This is a genomic window from Ohtaekwangia sp., from assembly GCF_036568665.1.
Taxonomy (GTDB): domain Bacteria; phylum Bacteroidota; class Bacteroidia; order Cytophagales; family Cyclobacteriaceae; genus Ohtaekwangia.
The window spans coordinates 1-18,531 of record NZ_DATCSD010000391.1 but is presented as its reverse complement, the minus strand read 5'-3'; the positions used below and the strand labels follow the sequence as shown (position 1 = coordinate 18,531).

Genomic DNA, 18,531 nt, shown 5'->3' with positions numbered 1-18,531 from the left:
GAATTTTATTTTGTTTCCTTCCTGGGTATAATTACCGCCCAGTCCGTTGCATCCGGCAAAACCTTTTATCCGTTTTTCTCCGCCTTCATTGCTCAATACGAAGTATACTTCTTTAGAACCATCGGGTGTTTCCACCGGCATGCCATTGATGTCGGCCAGTTTCCAATATGTATTTTCCAGGCTTGCCACGCTCTCGTTGTTTTGTGTTGTTTTACATTGAAAAAAAACCAGAAGCGAAAAGAAGATGAGCTTTTTCATAAGGGGGGTCTTTATTTACGGAAAGTTACTAATAGTTATCCGTTATTCGCTAACAGCTATGAATATCGAACAAGGAATATCGATCAACGAATGTTGAAGTATAAAGGTCCGGAAGACAGAGAGGCCGAAAGTATTCCTGTTTACGATTAACGAATAACGATTAACGGAATTGAATATCGAACAAGGAACATCGATTAACGAATGTTGAAGTAAGTAACAGTAGTGTCAGTTGTCCGTAACTGACACTACTGGAAAGAAATCTTCTTAAAAGATATATTACTTCTGATAAGGGCTGTTCCTTTTTGCAATCAGTAAAGTGGGAATACCTTACTGTACTTTGAACAGTTAACGATCAACATGTAACCTTAACGAATAGTGATCAATGATTAAAGATCGCGTATCCAGATGTTGCGATAGCTTACGGCATTGCCATGATCCTGTAAACGGATTGGCCCTTTTTCGTACGCTTTATATACTGGTAAACCTATATATTCTGTGGGGCCCCAGATGGCTACGTGGTTGAGGGTAAGCACACCGTTGTGTACTACGGTAACATACGCCTGTGAGATAATGCGGCCTTCTGCGTTGAAGCGTGGCGCGGTAAAGAATATATCATATACCTGCCATTCGCCTGGCTTGCGGCAAGCGTTTACCAACGGAATATGTTGTTTGTAAATTGAACTAGCCTGTCCGTTGGCGTAAGTCTTGTTGTTGTAGTTATCCAGTACCTGTACTTCGTAACGCTCCTGCAGAAATATACCGCTGTTGCCGCGGCCCTGGCTTACCTGCTTCGGATCAACTTCTGCCGGTGAGCGCCACTCTACATGTAACTGAAAATCGCCAAACTCTTTTTTCGTTTTAATATCTTTTGCTCCGGCTACTACTGTCATAGCACCATCTTTCAATGTCCACTTGGGAGCGGTGCCATCAATACATACCCAGTTATCAAAAGATTTACCATCGAAGAGTACAGTTGCATCAGAAGGTGCATCGCCAACTTTTTCGGCAGCGGTAATAATGCGAGGCTGTGGCTCCCATATTTCTGATGACTCCGGAGTTTTTTTATTGGGTTGATCCTGTGCCTGTGCCAGGGTGCCTGCACCAAGCAGTGCAAGTGCTACAAATACGTGATTGGCTTTTTGCATATTGGTCTGGTTTGTTTAAAAGTCGTTAGCAATGTCGTTTACCTTTTTCTCTTTATCTTCTTTCATCATGTTGCGCACAATGGGCGAAGTATACTCCAGCACCAGTTCATGTTTACCGGTAGCTTTAAACCGCAGCATAATGCGATCACTCTTCCAGAAATACAGCTGGTTCTTCATGTCATAATCGGCTTTACCATAGAGTGACTCGAGTGCTTTCATCAGGCGTGGATCTTTTTCTGTGATCACTGTAATCTCATAGATCAGATCTTTATACGCCTTCAGCTCAATGTCCTTTACTTTTACTTCACCGATCTTTTCATAATCCGTGTGCTCTACAGAATATAGCTTGGCCGGGTAAGTATCTTTCTCCTTAAACTCCTTCTTCATCTTCGAGCCTCTTACCGAATCGGCCAGCGAGCCCAGCTGAATATCTTTAAAGCCGTTTCGTTTTTCCAGGTCTTCTATGCTTTGTGCCTGCACGTATACGGTTACGAGCAGGAGCAGTACAGGTAGGGTAGAGCGGATCATGCGTTTAATTTATGAACTTAATCGGAATAGTAATCTTCGTTCTATCCCACATTATCAAAAGGTCTGCCACATCGTTTCGCTGGTCAAATTTCATGGTGAGTGGTTCATATACCAGGTCGCCTGTGGATTGCACGGGCACATCAAACCGGATCAGGTCTTGCTTCTGATTATAATTATAGGAGCCCCACAGCCCTATATCCTTATTGATAATGATGGTCCATTTTTCTTTATCGGGTATAGTAAATATAGAGTATGTTCCGGCTTTTACCAGGAAGCCTTTAAAAGTGAGGTCTTTGGTAAGTGTGATCTCGGTTGCTTCGTTGGCTCCGGGACTCCACTCTTTTCCAAACGGTATAAGCTTGCCAAATATTTCGCGGCCTTTCTTATAAGGTTGTGAATAGGTGAGCTTCACGTACGATTCCTTATAGCGCATGGAGATAACATCCAGCGGACTGGTTCTCGGGCGAATCTCCTGTGCTGATGCGGCAACAAAAAAAGCCAGGCAATAAAGAGTAAAAAGATAGCGTGTCATGGGGTTTAAAGATAATAATTTAGAATTCATCTACAGGTTAACACTCACGTTTCAATTCGGTAATGCTCCCGGCTGCCTGTATGTGTGCTAACTTCTTCATAACGAATCATTTTTTAGAAATTTTTATGCCTTCGGTAAAAATCAAATATTAACAAGCTGGTAAAGGGTGATTGACATTCAGGTATTACTGTCACTATAATTTTCGCTTACAGTTTAATCCCCCTATTCATGGAAAAATTATTTACAAAAATGATGTGCCTGCTGCTGGCAGGAGCGCTGGTGATGACAGCGTGTGAAGGACCTCAAGGCGATGCAGGACCGCAAGGTGACAAAGGTGATGCCGGTGATAAAGGCGACACTGGTGATGCTGCCAACGAAGTTGTTCTGGCAAGCCACTCTACTACTTCTACATTTCTGAAAAAACTTCCGGGCTTTGAAAGTGTTGAAACATTTTCATTGTTAGGTAGTGCCGATTATTTTCCGGAGTCTCCTGCGTATGTATTTGGTGGTGCTGCCGATGGTGCAGGTTTACTGAAGACTGATAACGGTTTTGTAATGGTGGTAAACAATGAAGATAACATCGCCGTATCGAGAATTACTTTTGATAAAACATTTCGTCCGCTGAAAGGTGAATACCTGTTGAACTCGGATGGAGGACAGAAGAGATTATGCTCAGCTACATTGGCAACACCGGAAGAGCACGGCTTTGGTCCGTTGTTTCTTACCTGTTCTGAAAACAACAGCGCGCAGATACACGGTCTTAATCCATTGGCTGCAGCAACACCTTCGGTAAGTAATTTTCTTCCGGGTCTTGGTCGCTGGTATGCGGAGAATGCTGTGCCGCTTCCGAAGACTGCCTATACCGGTAAAACGGTAATTGTTATTGGTGATGATGACTCCGGCACGGATGGCGGACAAGTTGCCCTATATGTTTCCGGCACGGTGGGTGACTTAGAGAATGGAAGTGTATATGTGATGAGACGTGTTGATCAGAATCCGCGCGAAGTAGATGTTACCTTGAACAATACCGTAGATGTAGAGTTTGTAAAGATCGAGAATCATAAAACCATTACCGGTGCACAAACCAACGCAGCGGCTACTGCACTGAAAGCTTTATCGCTCGGCCGCGTAGAAGATATCGACTATCGTAAAGATGGTGTTGGCAGAGAACTTTATTTCAATGCTACCGGTCAGGATAATAACTCCGATCGTACAAAATATGGACGCACCTATAAACTGGTGCTCGATGCTACTGATCCGCTGAAAGGTAAACTTACTTTGATACTGGATGGTGATGATCGTGCAGGGAAAGCGAAAACTTTCCAGGATCCTGATAACATTATGGTGACAACCAACTATGCCTATATTACGGAAGATCCGAATCAGTATGCAGGTATCGATCACGATGCATACCTCTATCAATATAACCTGAAGACTGGCGAACTGAAAAAAGTATTTGAACTGAACCACTATCGCGGTCAGGCAGACGCTGAGGCGATATACGGTACTTCAAATTTTGGTGGATGGGAATATGGTGCGATGCTGGATGTATCAGACATCCTCGGTATACCCAACACATTTACGCTGAATATACAAGTGCATAGCTGGCACTCACCTTACTTTAAAGGTGTAGATGGGGGTTCGCTCGCCACTTCCTTTGATGAAGGAAGCCAGATCGTAGTGTTGCACGGTCTTCCCAGATAAAATACTTTTCGTTTCATAGGTTAAAAGGGGTGGTACCCACTGCCCGGAGTTTCTCCGGGCAGTTTTTTTACATTTAATATATAGTGTATATGGTGGCGACCAAACGTATAGCAAGCGTATCAGCATTTCTGCTGATGGGCCTTTTTATTTCCTGTAAAACCGATCATGCTATAAACTCCGATCAATCACCGGCAGCGCGTGTCAACGATCTTTTTATAGCAGAAGCAGATTCACTCTATACCATTGCAGCAGCACTCAGCGACCGGAGTACATTTGATCGCGATACTTGTAAGCAATACTTTGTGCGGGCGCGCCATCATTTTAAAAAGATAGAATCGCTGGTGATCTTTTATTTTCCGGAAGAGAATGATCGCATCAACGGGCCAGCCCTGGCCGAAGCAGAAGAGTATGATGATAAAGTAATTGCACCCACCGGTTTCCAGGTTTTGGAAGAGATACTATATGGAGACGAATGGGATGAGAAGGCATTTCAGCAAGAGATACGCGCATTCAAAGCGATCATCAACAACCTGCGACAGATTGTACGAAGCAATGCACTGAACGATGCCAATGTATTTGAAGCTGCACGCCTGGAGATACTTACTATTATAAGTCTGGGTATATCCGGTTTTGATTCGCCTGTATCTTTTCAGTCGATGCCCGAAGCCAAAGCTGCGTTGCAAGGTATAGAAGCCATGCTTGCCTGCTATAGCAACACAACCGCCGTTGCAACAGAAGAAAGGAAACTGCATATACTTTTTCAATCTGCGAACCAATACCTGGATGAGCATCCCGACTTTAATAGTTTTGATCGCGCCACCTTCATCCGTCAATACCTGAATAAACTCTCCGCACAGATCTATACTTATCAGCAGTCGTTAAAAATTCCGAACAACGCCTGGGTTACAGCCTTTCGCATGGATAAACCTCATTTCTTTTCGAAAGATGTAATCAATTCCGATTTTTTCTCACCAACCTATAATCGCGACTTGAAGCCGGAAGTTGCTGTGTTGGGCAAGATGTTATTCTTCGATCCGGTGTTATCCGGCAATCATGCACGCGCCTGCGTATCGTGTCATATACCTTCCAAAGCCTTTACCGATGGCAAGATCAAGAGTATGGCATTCGGAGCTAACGGAGAGATTGCACGCAACGCACCTACGTTGATCAATTCCGGTTTTCAGAAATCACAATTCTGGGATCAACGTGTTCACTTCATCGAAGACCAGGTAACGGATGTAATGACGAATCCACAGGAGATGCATGGTGATATCGCAAAGGCATCGGCTATACTCGCAGGGAGTAAAGAATATGTAGCGATGTTTCGGAAAGCATTTGGTGCAGAAGCAGCAATCGACAAACGAAATATACAAACAGCACTGGCCGCCTATATCCGTACATTAACAGCACTTAACTCACCGTTCGATCGCTATATGCGCGATGAAGCCGCATTAACAGCCGATGAAATTGCCGGCTTCAATCTGTTCATGGGAAAAGCAAAGTGTGCAACCTGTCATTTTATACCCTTAACGAACGGAACGGTGCCACCACAGTATAGCGATACGGAAGCAGAAGTATTAGGTATACCTGCACATGTCGATACACTGCGTGCTACTGCCGATGGTGATGTTGGCAAGTTCAATACCTATCACCGCGATTTGCACAAGCATGCATTCAAAACACCTACGGTGCGTAACGCTGCACTCACTGCACCCTATATGCACAACGGTGTATTCAAAAATCTGGAAGAGGTCATTGATTTTTATAATCGCGGAGGGGGAGCCGGCATTGGTGCTGAATTACCGAATCAAACACTTCCTCCTGGTAAATTAGCGTTATCCGCTCAAGAGCAACAGCAGATCATTTCCTTTATACATACGCTCACCGATACTACTTCACTCACCACGTGGCCAGCAACATTGCCGAAGTTCAATGATGAGAAACTGAATGCCCGAAGAATTGGTGGAGACTACTGACCGTTATAAGTTAACCGTTATTCGTGGATAGTGAATCGTTATTAGTAAATCCGGATAGCGGATAACTATTAATGGATAACGAGATTGAATAACGAACAAGGAACACCGATCAACGAATGCTGAAGTGAAGGCACACTTTAATAACGGATAACCGTTAACGTGTAACGTCTAACGAATAACGGATAACGATTAACGGATGTCCGAGTAATCCTTTATTTTTGCCGGTATGTCTCGTCCTGCATTTGATGATATTTACATGGAGCTGGCGGTAAATCTGGCCAGACGTTCGCATTGTATCAAACGCCATGTTGGTGCTGTGCTTACAAAAGATACACGCATCATCTCGATCGGGTATAATGGTCCGCCGGCAGGGACACACAACTGCGATGAAGAGTGGCCGGAGACCGGATGCCCGCGCGATTCTAAAGGTGGTTGCTCGCTGGCACTGCATGCCGAGCAGAATGCTATACTTTATGCTGTCAAGAATAAAACTTCTGTGGAGGGAGCAACATTATATATAACGCTTTCTCCCTGCCTGGCATGTTCACGTATCATTTACTCGATGGGGATTAGTAAAGTGGTATACCTGAACTCGTATGCTCAGCATAAGGGAATACCTTCTGATGAAGGCGTTGATTTCCTTCTGAAGTTTGGGGTAGAGGTAGAGAAGTTCAGCGGGTCACTGGCGAATGTGACGCACATGATATAGGTTATTGTACTTTCAGCGCTTTCTCCAGGTCGCCAATCAGTTTAACGGTTACGCCTTTTGTTTTCTTGGCCTTCTCTGCATTGAATATAGTGAGCGAACGACCTACTGCTTCATATAAACCGGAAGGATTTCTATCGTGACGGTAACTTCCGAGGCACCACTCAAGATCAGATTGCAGTTGTTGATCGATGCCTAACTCCTGCAGCTTCTTCAATGCTTCTTCACTTGCTTTCTCAATATCGAATGAAGGTGTTGCTTTTGCTTTCGCGGTCTTTGCCGGAGCTTTCGTTGCTGTTTTAGCGGTTGCTTTTGCCATAGTAATGATGTTGTTTGTTGTTTAACAAGAGAAAGTTACGAGTGATGGTAGCGTAAGACAAGCTTCGTGTGGATAAAATTTACGCAACCGAGTGTGGATTGATCGTTGTATCAACTCTATTCTGAATACGGTGTGATGCTTTTTCTTCTGTTGCATGCATGTATACAGGAACGGATGTATGCGAGATAAACGATGATGTGTGCTATATAATTTTATAGAACGATGGGAAGATTGATGCTTTGCGTACGCACATCAGTAACGATGCTGGTTGATTGAACCAGTTACATGATTGATAGCAGGAATGAATTATCCACAATTATGCTTTATGATCTTCACGTGTTGATGCGCGATGCTGTTGTGATCCGGATCTGATCAATGTGTATAACTTTCTCGTTCACTTAAAGCAGAAGTTTAACAATATATACTCATGCATTGTGTTTTCAGCGAGACATAAAATGAGAATGTAATTGCTGAAAAGCAGTGTTCAGACCGTTGTAAGCAATAAAAAGGAGAGAGAAAGCCTATATTCGGCTAAGGATGGAACTGCTATAACAATGAATATAGCGGAGTGAAAGTGCTATAAAAAACGAAAGGGAAGTAAATCCGATTTACTTCCCTTCGCAAAGTTTCTTAGGTCAAACCTAATTACTTCTTCTTCTTAGCAGCTTTCTTAGCAGTCTTTTTTGCAGACTTCTTAGCCGCTTTCTTCGCTGATTTTGCCATAGCGTTTTTAATTTTATGTTTAAACTATACGAAAAGTAGTAACAAAAAATTTATCTACAAAAATTTTTCGCAAAAAATTTTTTGAAGCAATAATTTTTAGCGAGTAATGAAGCGATGATAAACATACCATGAAGTGATAAATGATCATGTCGTTGATAGTAAAAGTTGAATGCATAGCATCATCATTACTCACACTACATTCACTTCCGGATGAAGTGTGATGTTGAATTTTTCTTTCACGCTCAACTGAATTTTCATTGCTAACTCCCATATTTTTTCTCCTTCACCACCTCCATAGTTTACCAGAACAAGTGCCTGATGCTGATGTACACCAATGTTGTTGAAGCGTTTTCCTTTCCATCCACATTGTTCTATCAACCATGCTGCGGGTACTTTAAACATGTTGTTTCCGGCAGTATATCCGGGAATATCGATGTATGTTTTCTTTAACGATTCATATAATGCAGCATCGATGGTTGGGTTCTTGAAGAAGCTTCCTGCATTACCGATCTGTGCCGGATCAGGAAGTTTACTTCTGCGAATGTGGATAACTGCATCGCTGATAGCACGTACCGATGCTTCGTGATATCCCAACACTTTCATGGTATCCGTTACTGCACCATAACTGCTGTTGAAGCGATGATTTTTTGTTGTGAGTCGTAACGTAACACCGGTAATGATATATTGATCCTTTACCTCTTGCTTGAAAATACTTTCGCGATAACCGAAACGACATTCTTCATTAGAAAATGTTCGCATAGCACCGGAGTGAACATCAATTGCTTCTACTGAGTCGATCACATCTTTGATCTCCACACCATACGCACCAATGTTTTGCATCGGTGCAGCACCTACTGTACCGGGTATCAATGAAAGATTTTCTATTCCGCCCCAGTTATTATCCACACAATACATAACAAATGCATGCCAGTTCTCTCCGGCACCTACGTGTAATACTACCTGCTCATCATCTTTGTGGATAACTTTTTTCCCGAGGATCTCCACCTTCGCTACCAGTCCATCAAAATTTTTCGTGAGCAGCACATTGCTTCCGCCACCGAGTATCAATACGCGTTGCTTTTTAAAATCATCGGCTGCCAGCAACTGCTGTACATCTTCGATGGAATGAAGCACGGTAAATTCTTTTGCTGTTGCCTGCATACCGAATGTATTGAACGGAGCAAGGCTTACATTTTTCTGGATGATCATGTGTTAAGACCTGTGTGATGATGAAATATAGTGCATCCGGTGAAGAGGTATATCCTCCATTATCGTGCCCGCTATCCATAGAACAGGCCATTGAATGCACGATTCAATGGCCTGTGTATAGTGTATAACGCGTATGATAGGTGTTGTGCCCGATTGCATGGAGCAATCTTACACACTACTTCACGTTCGATGCAACTTCTTCCTTCGAAAGTTTAAAGATACAGATGCGCGGGAAGCGTCCGGCAAGATAGGTAGTGCCGCATACTGCTAATCCACCATCTTCAGTGGCGATCATACAACCGATCTGGTATGGATTGGAAAATCCGAGATAACGGCTGCTCATAAAGGTACCATCGGCTTCATTATAGAAGTATAAACCGATCTGCCGTGTTTGTGTATCAGCACCATAGATCAGTATATTTTTCTCTTTCGCAGTAGCGCGAAGGATTTTTACTTTGGTATCCGGAATCAATTCGGGCAATGAGTATCCCTTGAAGTTAGCATCGGTGCTGGTCGCATTGCTGGTAGCGGTGATGGTGGTGTTAGGAAGCAGGTAATTATTTCCAAAATTGAAACGCGCGGCCGCATATTTACTCGCGCTGAGCGGTGTGATAGCACTAAAGCCGCCCTTATCATTATATCCCGCCACTATACCCATCGGCTCATCGTCACTTATATTGGTAAATACCAGCGAGAAAGTATAGTTATAGAACCCGTTGAAGTAGTAAACACCACCGGCCACAAGCCCTACATCAAATGGAAATATCTTGTCGGTGCGCAGAAAGTGATTGAGGATAGGTTCTTCACTATCGTCACCTTCGCCTACAGTATAGCCTTTCGATTTGGTAACAGCACCCGCTGCAGATATAGTAGAGATCACCGAAAGCTTGTCGTCTATATTATAACTGAGCAGTACAAACTGGTTACCGGCATACGAAGCTGCAGCAGGGTAGGTGATACCGTTCAGGTTGGTGGTTTTAAATCCATCGAGGTTGCTGTCGAACGAAGCGAGGCGTGCATCCTTACCGTTGGCTTTCACTACTGATACCATGCAGAAGAAATATAGTTTATTCTCCACCACCGTTAAGTGCCCTACGGGATTGATGAGACTATCGCCAATCTCGAGTTCCTTTACAAAGTTTCCATACTTGTCGGCCTTCAATAAGTAAATATTGGGGATCTCGGTAGTGTCGGTAACTTTTTCTTCTGCCAGTACTATATAACTGCCATCATCGGTCTGCACCATGTCGATGGGATTAAATCCAGCGTTAAACTGGTTGTTATCAAATACAGAAACGAACTGATTCATTTCGGCCTGCGGATTGTCGGCTTCTCCACACATTATCAGAGAGAATGCAACCGCGACTATTATAAGAGATGAAAATATTTTTTGCAGCATAGTGAACATCATTTACGGTCTAACGATTTGAAACCACTCTCCAGGAATCGTAATGGAAACAAACAACCTACTGATATAGCAAGGTTGTCCATGTTCAGATCGTCCATCGCATCGCCTATACCGGCCAGGCGGTCGTTGCTATAACGATTCTTGGTAGACGAGATGTTGCTCATACCATATTTATACTGCACATCGAGGTTAAGACGCACGTTGTTGCCTAATGTATAGTAGGCACCGGCACCGGCAATAAAGCCCCAATAGTTTTTGGCAAAGAGATCTTTGGCGCCAACCGTTACCGTTTCATCGCTAAATTCATTTTTACCACCCGAAGCCTGATCTATACCCGATACGGTTACTGCTTTGGTAGCGCTTACGCGTATAGCCTGAAATATACCAATCTGTAAATACGGTCTGAGCTTGTTGCTGCCGAACTCATATTTTACCAGCAAGGGTATAAGTACATGATCCACTTTCTGCTCCTGGTTGTACTTCAGCTCTACACTGTTCGCGTTGTTCTCTGCCGTGCTGATCCATTTATACTGGTTAGAGTAGGCAAAGCGACTGTGCTGATACGTTGGCTGAAGACTAAACGTGAAGCGCTTGAAATAAAACATAGCCTCCATGGTGAACTGACTTCCCACGAGGTTGAAGTTCTTATATTTCTTTCCGCTTTCGGAAGCATCGTAGTTGGTAGGTGCTATAATGGAAAAGTTGGTGACGACATTTACTTTGGTGAGGTTCATGCCGCCCTTTACACCAAGCCACCATTGTTTTTCGAGGAAGCGTTCGTTTTCCTTGTTCTGTTTATTATAGGCTGCGGGAGATTTCCGCTTTTTACTTTTACTACTTTGCGCCAACGAAACGTTAGCTGCCAGTAAAAAGCAGAACAGCAAGAGGTAAAGTTTTTTCATAAGGGGTTGTGGAGGTGCTTGTTTTTATTTTGTGATGATAAGTTTCTTGGCTTCTTTATAAAAACCGGTCTTCAATTCATAAATATAGGTTCCCACGGGTAAACCTGTAAGATCAACATCTACTTTATGCTCTCCCGGATTATATACTCCGTCTACCAGCGGTTTCATTTTCTTGCCTTCGTTGTTATATAGGTTTACCGTTACATGGTAAGCGCTGTTTACGCGGAAGTGTACCGTGGTTTTATCTTTTGCCGGATTCGGATAGCAATCTTCCAGCGAAAAGCGATCGCCTATAAATCCTTCGTTGCCGGTAATGGTTTGCTGTGCTACCGGCAATTGTTCGAACCTTGTACCGTCTGATGTACTCGTAGTCATCAGGCCGCCTTTGGTCGGATCATCATCGGAAAAAGGAAATATTTTATCCAGTTGAGTATCATTCACGCCCATCCAGTCGCGCATGATGTTCGCATATACATTTCGGTAATCGTATTGCATGGCGAGGTTCGAACCATTTTCATTCGTCTCGAATGCATTGCCCACCACACCGGGCTTTGCTCCTTTACCGAATATAAACATCGGCCCTGCTGTGCCATGATCGGTGCCATAGCTGGCGTTGGATACAACTCTGCGCGAAAATTCTGATGTAGTGATTGTCAGCGCACGATCTTCAATTCCCCTTGCACGAAGATCTTCCTGGAAGGCGCGCATACTTGTAGCCACGTGATACATGAGCGCTGCGTGTGACCCCATCGTTGGATCGTACTTCTCTACCTGGTCGGCATGTGTATCGAATCCTCCGATCTTTACCAGGAACACACGTGTTTTACATTCCGTACTTAACAGGCGCGCTACCAGTTGCAATTGTTTCTGCAGCGGATTACGTAAACTTCCTGAAGGTGCATTGAAAGGATATGATTCCGGATAGGTTACCGTTGTCGGCTGACTGGTTTTGAGCAATGCAATTAATCGCTCGGTATAGGTTTGTGTTTTATCTTCCAGGTCCAGTATCCATTTCAACTCTTTATAGTAGTAAGAATCTTTCAGATACTCCGGAGGTATACCGCGCGGATCGGTAGTTTGATTTTCGAAGAACCCTTCCAGGTCAGTCAGGTCATCCAATCCGTCTTCTGATAGTGTGAACGATGTAGGTATATTTCCCTGCTGGTGAAAGATGAGCGACTCATCGTTACCGATCTCAATCGCCAATGGATCTTTCATATCGGCAGTAGGAAAATCTTCCGGGTAACGATCGGGTGCATATTCTCCCTGCAAGTAACGACCGAGCCATCCTGACTGGAAGTAGTCGCTATAGGAGCCTCCCATAAATTGTATATCGCGACCACGAAAGTGAGAGCCGTTGTTATTTTTATACGATACACCTTGTACGATCGTCATGCGTCCCTGATCGTATAGTGTTTTCATCGCGATCATATCCGGGTGAAGACCAATCTGTGCATTTTCATCCAGCGTACTATCCAGCGGTACATATTTACGCAAGCTGTTGGCAGCGGGTATAGCTATATTCGGGCGTTTGTTATAGTAATCAGCATAAGCAGCAACCGGTATACAGCAGTTCAGTCCATCGTTACCACCATGCATTTGCAGAATAATGAGAACACGATCGGTAGCACCGGCAGCAGCCGCTAATTTTGTGAGTGTATTATCCTGGCCCATTACCCGCATGGTAATTCCTTCTATGGTAAAAGGAATACTCATCGCTAGAGGAAGCTTCTTTAAAAAATCTCTTCTTGACTTATTCATATAGAGGTAAAGGGTTTAGGCTAATTGATATTCGGGCGATTGTAAAATGGCATTGAGCAATCTGTTGAGCCACAGTCGGAGTTCTTCGAGATCGGTTCCCTGGTTCCAGGTATTCGCCCAATATGCTTCGGGATTTATATTTACATCGGTGAGGAAACGATTCTTGAAGTAGGTGAGGCGCTTGGCGGTTAGGCTGGCCGTTGTATCGGCACCATCGGTAAATGTGAGATCATCGTGATGCGGCAGCAGGTATACCACCAGGTCTTTTACCAATGCATCGGCATTGGGTGCCACACCCGCAAAGTTGGTTCTTATATAGTCGTAACTATTTATAGTAAGCGGATCGAGCGGAGCGGTGGGATCCAGGAACTTCTCCATAAATATATAGCGCTTGCTTAGCGAGTTGGTAGTGATCCAGTAACGATGAAATACCGGGAACTGGTGATACGCTTCATATCCGGCAACATCGTATGGGTTATAGAATGCCATGCCGAGATCCACTACTTCATTAAGTATTCTGCCCGTCATGGTATAGAACTGTTCTGTCTGTGTACTCAGATCAGGTACTTGTACATTGAAGAATTTCAAGGTGCCCAGTATCAGATCAATCGGTGATTTGATCAACCCGCCATACGCATCATCGGTAACATTCGCGGCTGCATCATAGAAATGCTGACTGCGCAGTAAATTTTCGATAACAGGTTGTAATTTAAAATTACCGGTTCTGAATGTGTTGGCCATCTCTGCAATCACACTTGCTTCGATCGGATCCGTCTCATCTTTTGTATGCGGTGCCCACACAAAGAAGCGGTATATTTTACGACATATATTCTTCGCAGTCTCTTCCTGTTCGTAGATCAGGTCTATAAGTTTAGTGATCTCATCCAGTGCACTCTCTTCCGTAGGAACACCGCCCGGCATCAATAGCGGATCGGGAGTAATAACATTGCCGGGAAATAATGTGCTTGTAAAATTAGAACTGAATTGTTTGGGTTTAGTTTGATCGTTATCGTGCGAAGAAGCGTTGGTAGTGCTTCCCTTTACTTTACCGCGCGGTAAATTTGTATCCGGATCAAGGTTCGAATAAGAATCGTCTACATCCCAACCGGTTAATATACGGGCCGCAGTTTTTACATCGTCCTCGGTATATACTCCATAATCGCCTTCCTGCCCGGAAGTAGTAGGAGGGTCAACTTCCAATCCGCGACCGATGGAATATAATTCCAGCAGCTCGCGTGCATAGTTTTCGTTGAAGCTTCCTTTTACATTCAGTCTTCCATCGAGTAACTCCAGCATCGCGTTATCAACACTTGCTTTTACAGTAAGCGTTTTGAAATTTACATCGGCATCAGCGGATGTAGCATCGAGTGCAAACTGGCGGAAGAGCTGGTTCTGGAAATATACAGAGCGCGTGTTATTTACTTTCTCGGTACGCATAGTAAAATGCGTGTGGAGGAAGAGAACAACTTTTTCGCGCGCTGAGTATGCTAATGAACTGTTCATCATCTGGCCGAGGAACCAGCTTAATAAATAATTCATCAAGTCTCCATCTTTGCTGTTTGCTCCGGTAGTTCCTGTTGTTACCCACTCTGCACCTGTTTTAGGATCGATGGGTAATACGGGATCGGGAAGTGTTTGTCGAAATAGTTGCGTGATGGCTTGTGCAGGAGTGAGTCCTGCAAAGGAATCAATCTGTTGTTTGGTGGCACCAAAGGTTGCTCTTCGGAGCAAGTGGGCGGCTCTTTTTTGGCCCAGGGTTCCTCCATATTCGGGTAATGGCATATAATGTAGGGTAGTTTTCGGTCTTCTTAATCGGGGGAATCAGTACAAAATTATCCAAAAGGGTGATAAACTGCATTAGCTTCCGATAACTGAAACTATTTTCCTATAGTTTTGAGTCACCGGGGTATGAATAGCAAAACGAACTGTGCACGAATGGTGCTGAAGAGAGTATAACTGTATTTTTTTACCGGTATATATAGCATATACATTATCTTTAACGATACAATGAAAATTATCGAGTGTCCGCGGGATGCCATGCAAGGGCTTGAGCAGTTCATTCCCACAGAGCAGAAGATACGGTATCTGAATCATTTACTAAAAGTAGGATTTGATACTATAGATTTCGGAAGCTTTGTGTCACCAAAAGCGATACCGCAGCTTCGCGATACTGCGGCAGTGCTGGAACAATTGCAATGGCGCGAGAGTATATCCAAACTGTTGGCAATTGTAGCCAATACACGTGGAGCCGAAGAAGCAGCTCGTTACGAGGGTATTGCCTATCTCGGTTTTCCGCTCTCTATATCCGAAACTTTTCAGCAGCGTAATACCAACAAGTCGATAACGGAAGCGCTCAACACTATTGCCGAGATACAGAACATCTGTGCAGCATCCGGTAAAAAGTTAGTAACCTATATCAGCATGGGTTTCGGCAATCCGTATGGCGATCCGTACGATTATACTATAGTAGAGCAGTTCGTTGAGATTCTCATTACGCTGGGCTGTGAAGTTATATCGCTTGCCGATACCATCGGTGTTTCATCTCCGGAGAGTATACGGGCGTTGTTCACCACACTATCAGCGCGTTACCCAGCCATAGAGTTGGGAGTACATTTACACTCGACACCGGCTACTGCGCTGGAGAAGATCGAAGCTGCGTATGAGGCTGGATGCAAGCGCTTTGATGGTGCTATTCGTGGCTATGGCGGATGCCCGATGGCAGAAGATGAACTGGTTGGCAATGTAGCTACCGAAACGATCTTGTATTACCTGGAGCAGCAAGGTATAAACACCGGATTGGATGCCCGGACCTTTGCCGGATCGTTACAACTGGCAGATGAAATATTTCCAAAGCATTGAAAATATTACTTCCTGCATTTTGTGGCTCGATATTCGTTTACTTTTGTTTAAATTCGATTGTATGAAGAACCAGATTTTAGTCGTGTGCCTCATTCTTTGTTCGGGAATTACTGCGGTGGCACAAACAGCAAAAGACTATACGCAGAAAGGTCGCGAGCTATATGAGCGCAATGAATTTATGGAGTCGTTGCTGAACGTGAACAAGGCAATCGAAATGGATCCTAACTATGCAGTGGCGTATTATCTGCGTGGTAATATAAAAGATCGTTTTGACGATCGTCATGGAGCGATGAAAGACTATAACACGGCACTGGAAAAGAACCCGAAGTTTGCCGATGCATTCTTTGCACGTGGCAATGTAAAAATGAAACTGCAGGATTATTATGGAGCGATCTCTGATTTTTCTTCAGCGATCTCTATCAATGAGAATTATATAGAAGCATATTTCAACCGCGGCAAGGCTAAACAATTTTTGCAGGCATACGAAGATGCGATCAACGACTGCTCCAAGATCATTCAGATCAATCCTAAAAATGTAGATGCATACTATATGCGCGGTATATTGCGTATAGATTTTGGCGATGTAAAGAACGGTTGCCTCGACCTGAGCAAAGCCGGTGAACTTGGTGACCTGAAAGCCTACGAGGTAATTAAGGAAAAATGTAATCAGAAAACACAGGATAATGACGGCAGCTATTAAGCTGCCGTTTTTTTTGAGCCGTTAAGCGTTAGTCGTTAATTGTTGATGGTATATCCGTTAATAGGAATGCAGGGATATAGTATATGTCACCTGAACATTTCGCTTCACTTACGCTACCAGTAAACAGAGCTATATATTCTGGTAGCTGACGTTCCCATACTTACTATAGGATCGAAAAAATCTTCCAGCATGTTTCAACTGGGCCTCATCCAATCTTTGGACTGGCAGGGGCGTGTGCGGATTGGATGCAGACCAGGTGGAACATGCGGGGCCCCGCGGCCCGGGAGCGGGCTATGAAATGCGCTAAAAGCGTTAGGTGAATGCAGTACCTATCTTGTCTAGACAAGTTGAGCGAGTATACTTAATCAACAGCGCCTTTCTCTTCCAGCTTTATAAAGATCTTCGCATCCATATCGAGGATGCCAAACTTGCGATCATCAATCAGGGGCATTACGGCATCGTAAAAGCCGATGATGAGTAACCCTCCCGGGTTGAGAGCATTGTAAAATTTATCGAACAGTTTGAGCTTCGTATCATTATCAAAATATATCATCACATTGCGACAGAAGATCACATCGAAGCGATAGGAAAATGAATCGGTAATGAGATTGTGATAATCGAACGTAACATGACGCCTCAGTTCTTTATCCATTACCAGCAATTCATTATGCCGCTGATAGTACCACTTGAGTGAGCCATGCAAATTATACTCTTTGTAGTTCCGCTCGTATTCATTCAGTTTTAACTGATGATACTCTCCGCGTCTGGCTATATCAATAGCTTGCCTGCTGATATCGGTTGCCCATGTTCTGATCTGCTGTTTGTTGAACGACTCGCGTGCCACAATGTTCATGGTATATATTTCTTCACCGGTAGAGCAGCCGGCATGCCAGATAGAGAGATGTGTGTTGGCAATAGTCTCTTCGTTAAGCAACGATTTTATTTTACGCCAAAGTATAGGATCGCGAAACATCGCGGTGAGTCCCACACTGATCTCGTCCATGAAAGAATAAATAAAACTCTGGTCGGTGAGCATACGCACCCACAGCTCGTGGATGTTTTCCATTTCGAATACACCCATGGCGCGGATAATTCTTCTTCTTAAAGACTGCTGCTCATACCCGGTAAAATCAATGCGGTGTCGGTTAAAGATCGCATCGGTGAGTGAGCGAAGTTCTTCATCTGTAATGATTATATTTTTTACAGGTTGATATGGTAGATTCATTTACGTTAAAAAAATAGAGCAGATCACGTAGTTTGTCTGGATTCGATCATGCTGAACAAGTCCTGGTGCATTACCCACACAAAGCAGGGTTTCAGGTCGGGGTTTGCGGCCAATGAAAAACGTATAGCAGTGATATATACTCCCGAGGCGTCTTCTGCAAAGTCATCTGCAATCACGCTTTTCATGTCGCAGCTGAAAGGCCGGATCATGATGGGCACGTTACCATATATCTTCAGTCTTAAGTCGTTGGCAAGTTTAGTGATTACTGATGCCGATAGAATATTGTCAAGCTCTTTGATAAACTCTTCGCGTATATCATTCACGGCAGAACCGTTACCAAATGTACCGCCTGAAATCGCATCAAACTCCTGGTCGGTCATCAGTAAATAGCTTTTGCCAAACACGTCTCCGATGATCTCGGTAGTGATCAGTACGGACGATTTGTTCTCAATGAAACAATGCAGGTTCTTTACTTCGTCTTCTTCCACAACATGAAATTCTTCGTGCACAATGCTATAACTTAGCTGGATAGCGGCAAACTGTGAGAAAGCATTGGCTGCATGATGGAAGCCTTTT

At 43.9% G+C, this 18,531-nt stretch carries 17 protein-coding genes; 5 read left to right on the top strand and 12 right to left on the bottom strand.

The window, feature by feature from the left end:
• The 4 genes from VIN08_RS23140 to VIN08_RS23125 form a co-directional block, all read right to left on the bottom strand.
• Nucleotides 1-258 (bottom strand): META domain-containing protein (locus VIN08_RS23140; RefSeq protein WP_331970458.1); only part of this gene is annotated, 258 nt, incomplete at its 3' end.
• A gap of 386 nt (nt 259-644) precedes the next feature.
• Entirely contained in the window at nt 645-1,403 is a 759-nt protein-coding gene (locus VIN08_RS23135; RefSeq protein WP_331970455.1) for a DUF1080 domain-containing protein, read from the bottom strand.
• Nucleotides 1,404-1,418: 15 nt separating this feature from the next.
• Nucleotides 1,419-1,931 (bottom strand): hypothetical protein, encoded by a 513-nt coding sequence (locus VIN08_RS23130; protein ID WP_331970452.1) that lies wholly within the window; start codon nt 1,929-1,931, stop codon nt 1,419-1,421.
• A 4-nt stretch (nt 1,932-1,935) separates the two neighbouring features.
• Nucleotides 1,936-2,463, bottom strand: a complete 528-nt coding sequence (locus tag VIN08_RS23125) for a DUF2911 domain-containing protein (RefSeq protein ID WP_331970449.1) — start codon at nt 2,461-2,463, stop codon at nt 1,936-1,938.
• Nucleotides 2,464-2,691: 228 nt separating this feature from the next.
• Here VIN08_RS23125 and VIN08_RS23120 point away from each other — a divergent pair, with 228 nt between their 5' ends.
• The 3 genes from VIN08_RS23120 to VIN08_RS23110 all read left to right on the top strand — a co-directional run bounded on the left by VIN08_RS23120 (nt 2,692) and on the right by VIN08_RS23110 (nt 6,852).
• Complete coding sequence (locus VIN08_RS23120; protein WP_331970446.1) at nt 2,692-4,167, top strand: collagen-like protein; 1,476 nt, start codon at nt 2,692-2,694, stop codon at nt 4,165-4,167.
• A gap of 89 nt (nt 4,168-4,256) precedes the next feature.
• On the top strand, nt 4,257-6,143 hold the full coding sequence (locus tag VIN08_RS23115; protein ID WP_331970443.1) for a cytochrome-c peroxidase: 1,887 nt from the start codon (nt 4,257-4,259) through the stop codon (nt 6,141-6,143).
• Between the two features lie 226 nt (nt 6,144-6,369).
• Nucleotides 6,370-6,852, top strand: coding sequence for a dCMP deaminase family protein (locus VIN08_RS23110; RefSeq protein WP_331970440.1), 483 nt, complete (start codon nt 6,370-6,372; stop codon nt 6,850-6,852).
• Nucleotide 6,853: 1 nt separating this feature from the next.
• Here VIN08_RS23110 and VIN08_RS23105 read toward each other — a convergent pair whose 3' ends face one another.
• The 6 genes from VIN08_RS23105 to VIN08_RS23080 all read right to left on the bottom strand — a co-directional run bounded on the left by VIN08_RS23105 (nt 6,854) and on the right by VIN08_RS23080 (nt 14,953).
• On the bottom strand, nt 6,854-7,168 hold the full coding sequence (locus tag VIN08_RS23105) for a hypothetical protein (protein WP_331970437.1): 315 nt from the start codon (nt 7,166-7,168) through the stop codon (nt 6,854-6,856).
• Nucleotides 7,169-8,080: 912 nt separating this feature from the next.
• Nucleotides 8,081-9,100 (bottom strand): UDP-N-acetylmuramate dehydrogenase, encoded by a 1,020-nt coding sequence (gene murB, locus VIN08_RS23100; protein ID WP_331970435.1) that lies wholly within the window; start codon nt 9,098-9,100, stop codon nt 8,081-8,083.
• Between the two features lie 175 nt (nt 9,101-9,275).
• On the bottom strand, nt 9,276-10,409 hold the full coding sequence (locus tag VIN08_RS23095; RefSeq protein WP_331970433.1) for a hypothetical protein: 1,134 nt from the start codon (nt 10,407-10,409) through the stop codon (nt 9,276-9,278).
• 98 nt (nt 10,410-10,507) lie between these two features.
• The gene (locus VIN08_RS23090) at nt 10,508-11,410 is read right to left on the bottom strand and encodes an outer membrane beta-barrel protein (protein ID WP_331970430.1); all 903 of its coding nucleotides are present in this window, start codon (nt 11,408-11,410) and stop codon (nt 10,508-10,510) included.
• Between the two features lie 24 nt (nt 11,411-11,434).
• Entirely contained in the window at nt 11,435-13,171 is a 1,737-nt protein-coding gene (locus VIN08_RS23085; protein WP_331970427.1) for a DUF1501 domain-containing protein, read from the bottom strand.
• A 15-nt stretch (nt 13,172-13,186) separates the two neighbouring features.
• Nucleotides 13,187-14,953: a DUF1800 domain-containing protein gene (locus VIN08_RS23080; RefSeq protein WP_331970424.1), complete on the bottom strand. Its 1,767-nt coding sequence runs from the start codon at nt 14,951-14,953 to the stop codon at nt 13,187-13,189.
• Between the two features lie 225 nt (nt 14,954-15,178).
• Between VIN08_RS23080 and VIN08_RS23075 the strand changes: the two genes are divergently transcribed.
• Together VIN08_RS23075 and VIN08_RS23070 are read left to right on the top strand one after the other, a co-directional pair.
• Complete coding sequence (locus VIN08_RS23075) at nt 15,179-16,030, top strand: hydroxymethylglutaryl-CoA lyase (RefSeq protein ID WP_331970421.1); 852 nt, start codon at nt 15,179-15,181, stop codon at nt 16,028-16,030.
• A gap of 61 nt (nt 16,031-16,091) precedes the next feature.
• Complete coding sequence (locus VIN08_RS23070; RefSeq protein WP_331970420.1) at nt 16,092-16,730, top strand: tetratricopeptide repeat protein; 639 nt, start codon at nt 16,092-16,094, stop codon at nt 16,728-16,730.
• 361 nt (nt 16,731-17,091) lie between these two features.
• Here VIN08_RS23070 and VIN08_RS23065 read toward each other — a convergent pair whose 3' ends face one another.
• Both VIN08_RS23065 and VIN08_RS23060 read right to left on the bottom strand, forming a co-directional pair.
• Complete coding sequence (locus VIN08_RS23065; protein WP_331970417.1) at nt 17,092-17,955, bottom strand: protein-glutamate O-methyltransferase CheR; 864 nt, start codon at nt 17,953-17,955, stop codon at nt 17,092-17,094.
• A gap of 23 nt (nt 17,956-17,978) precedes the next feature.
• The coding region (locus VIN08_RS23060) for a hypothetical protein (protein WP_331970414.1) at nt 17,979-18,531 on the bottom strand (553 nt) is incomplete at its 5' end.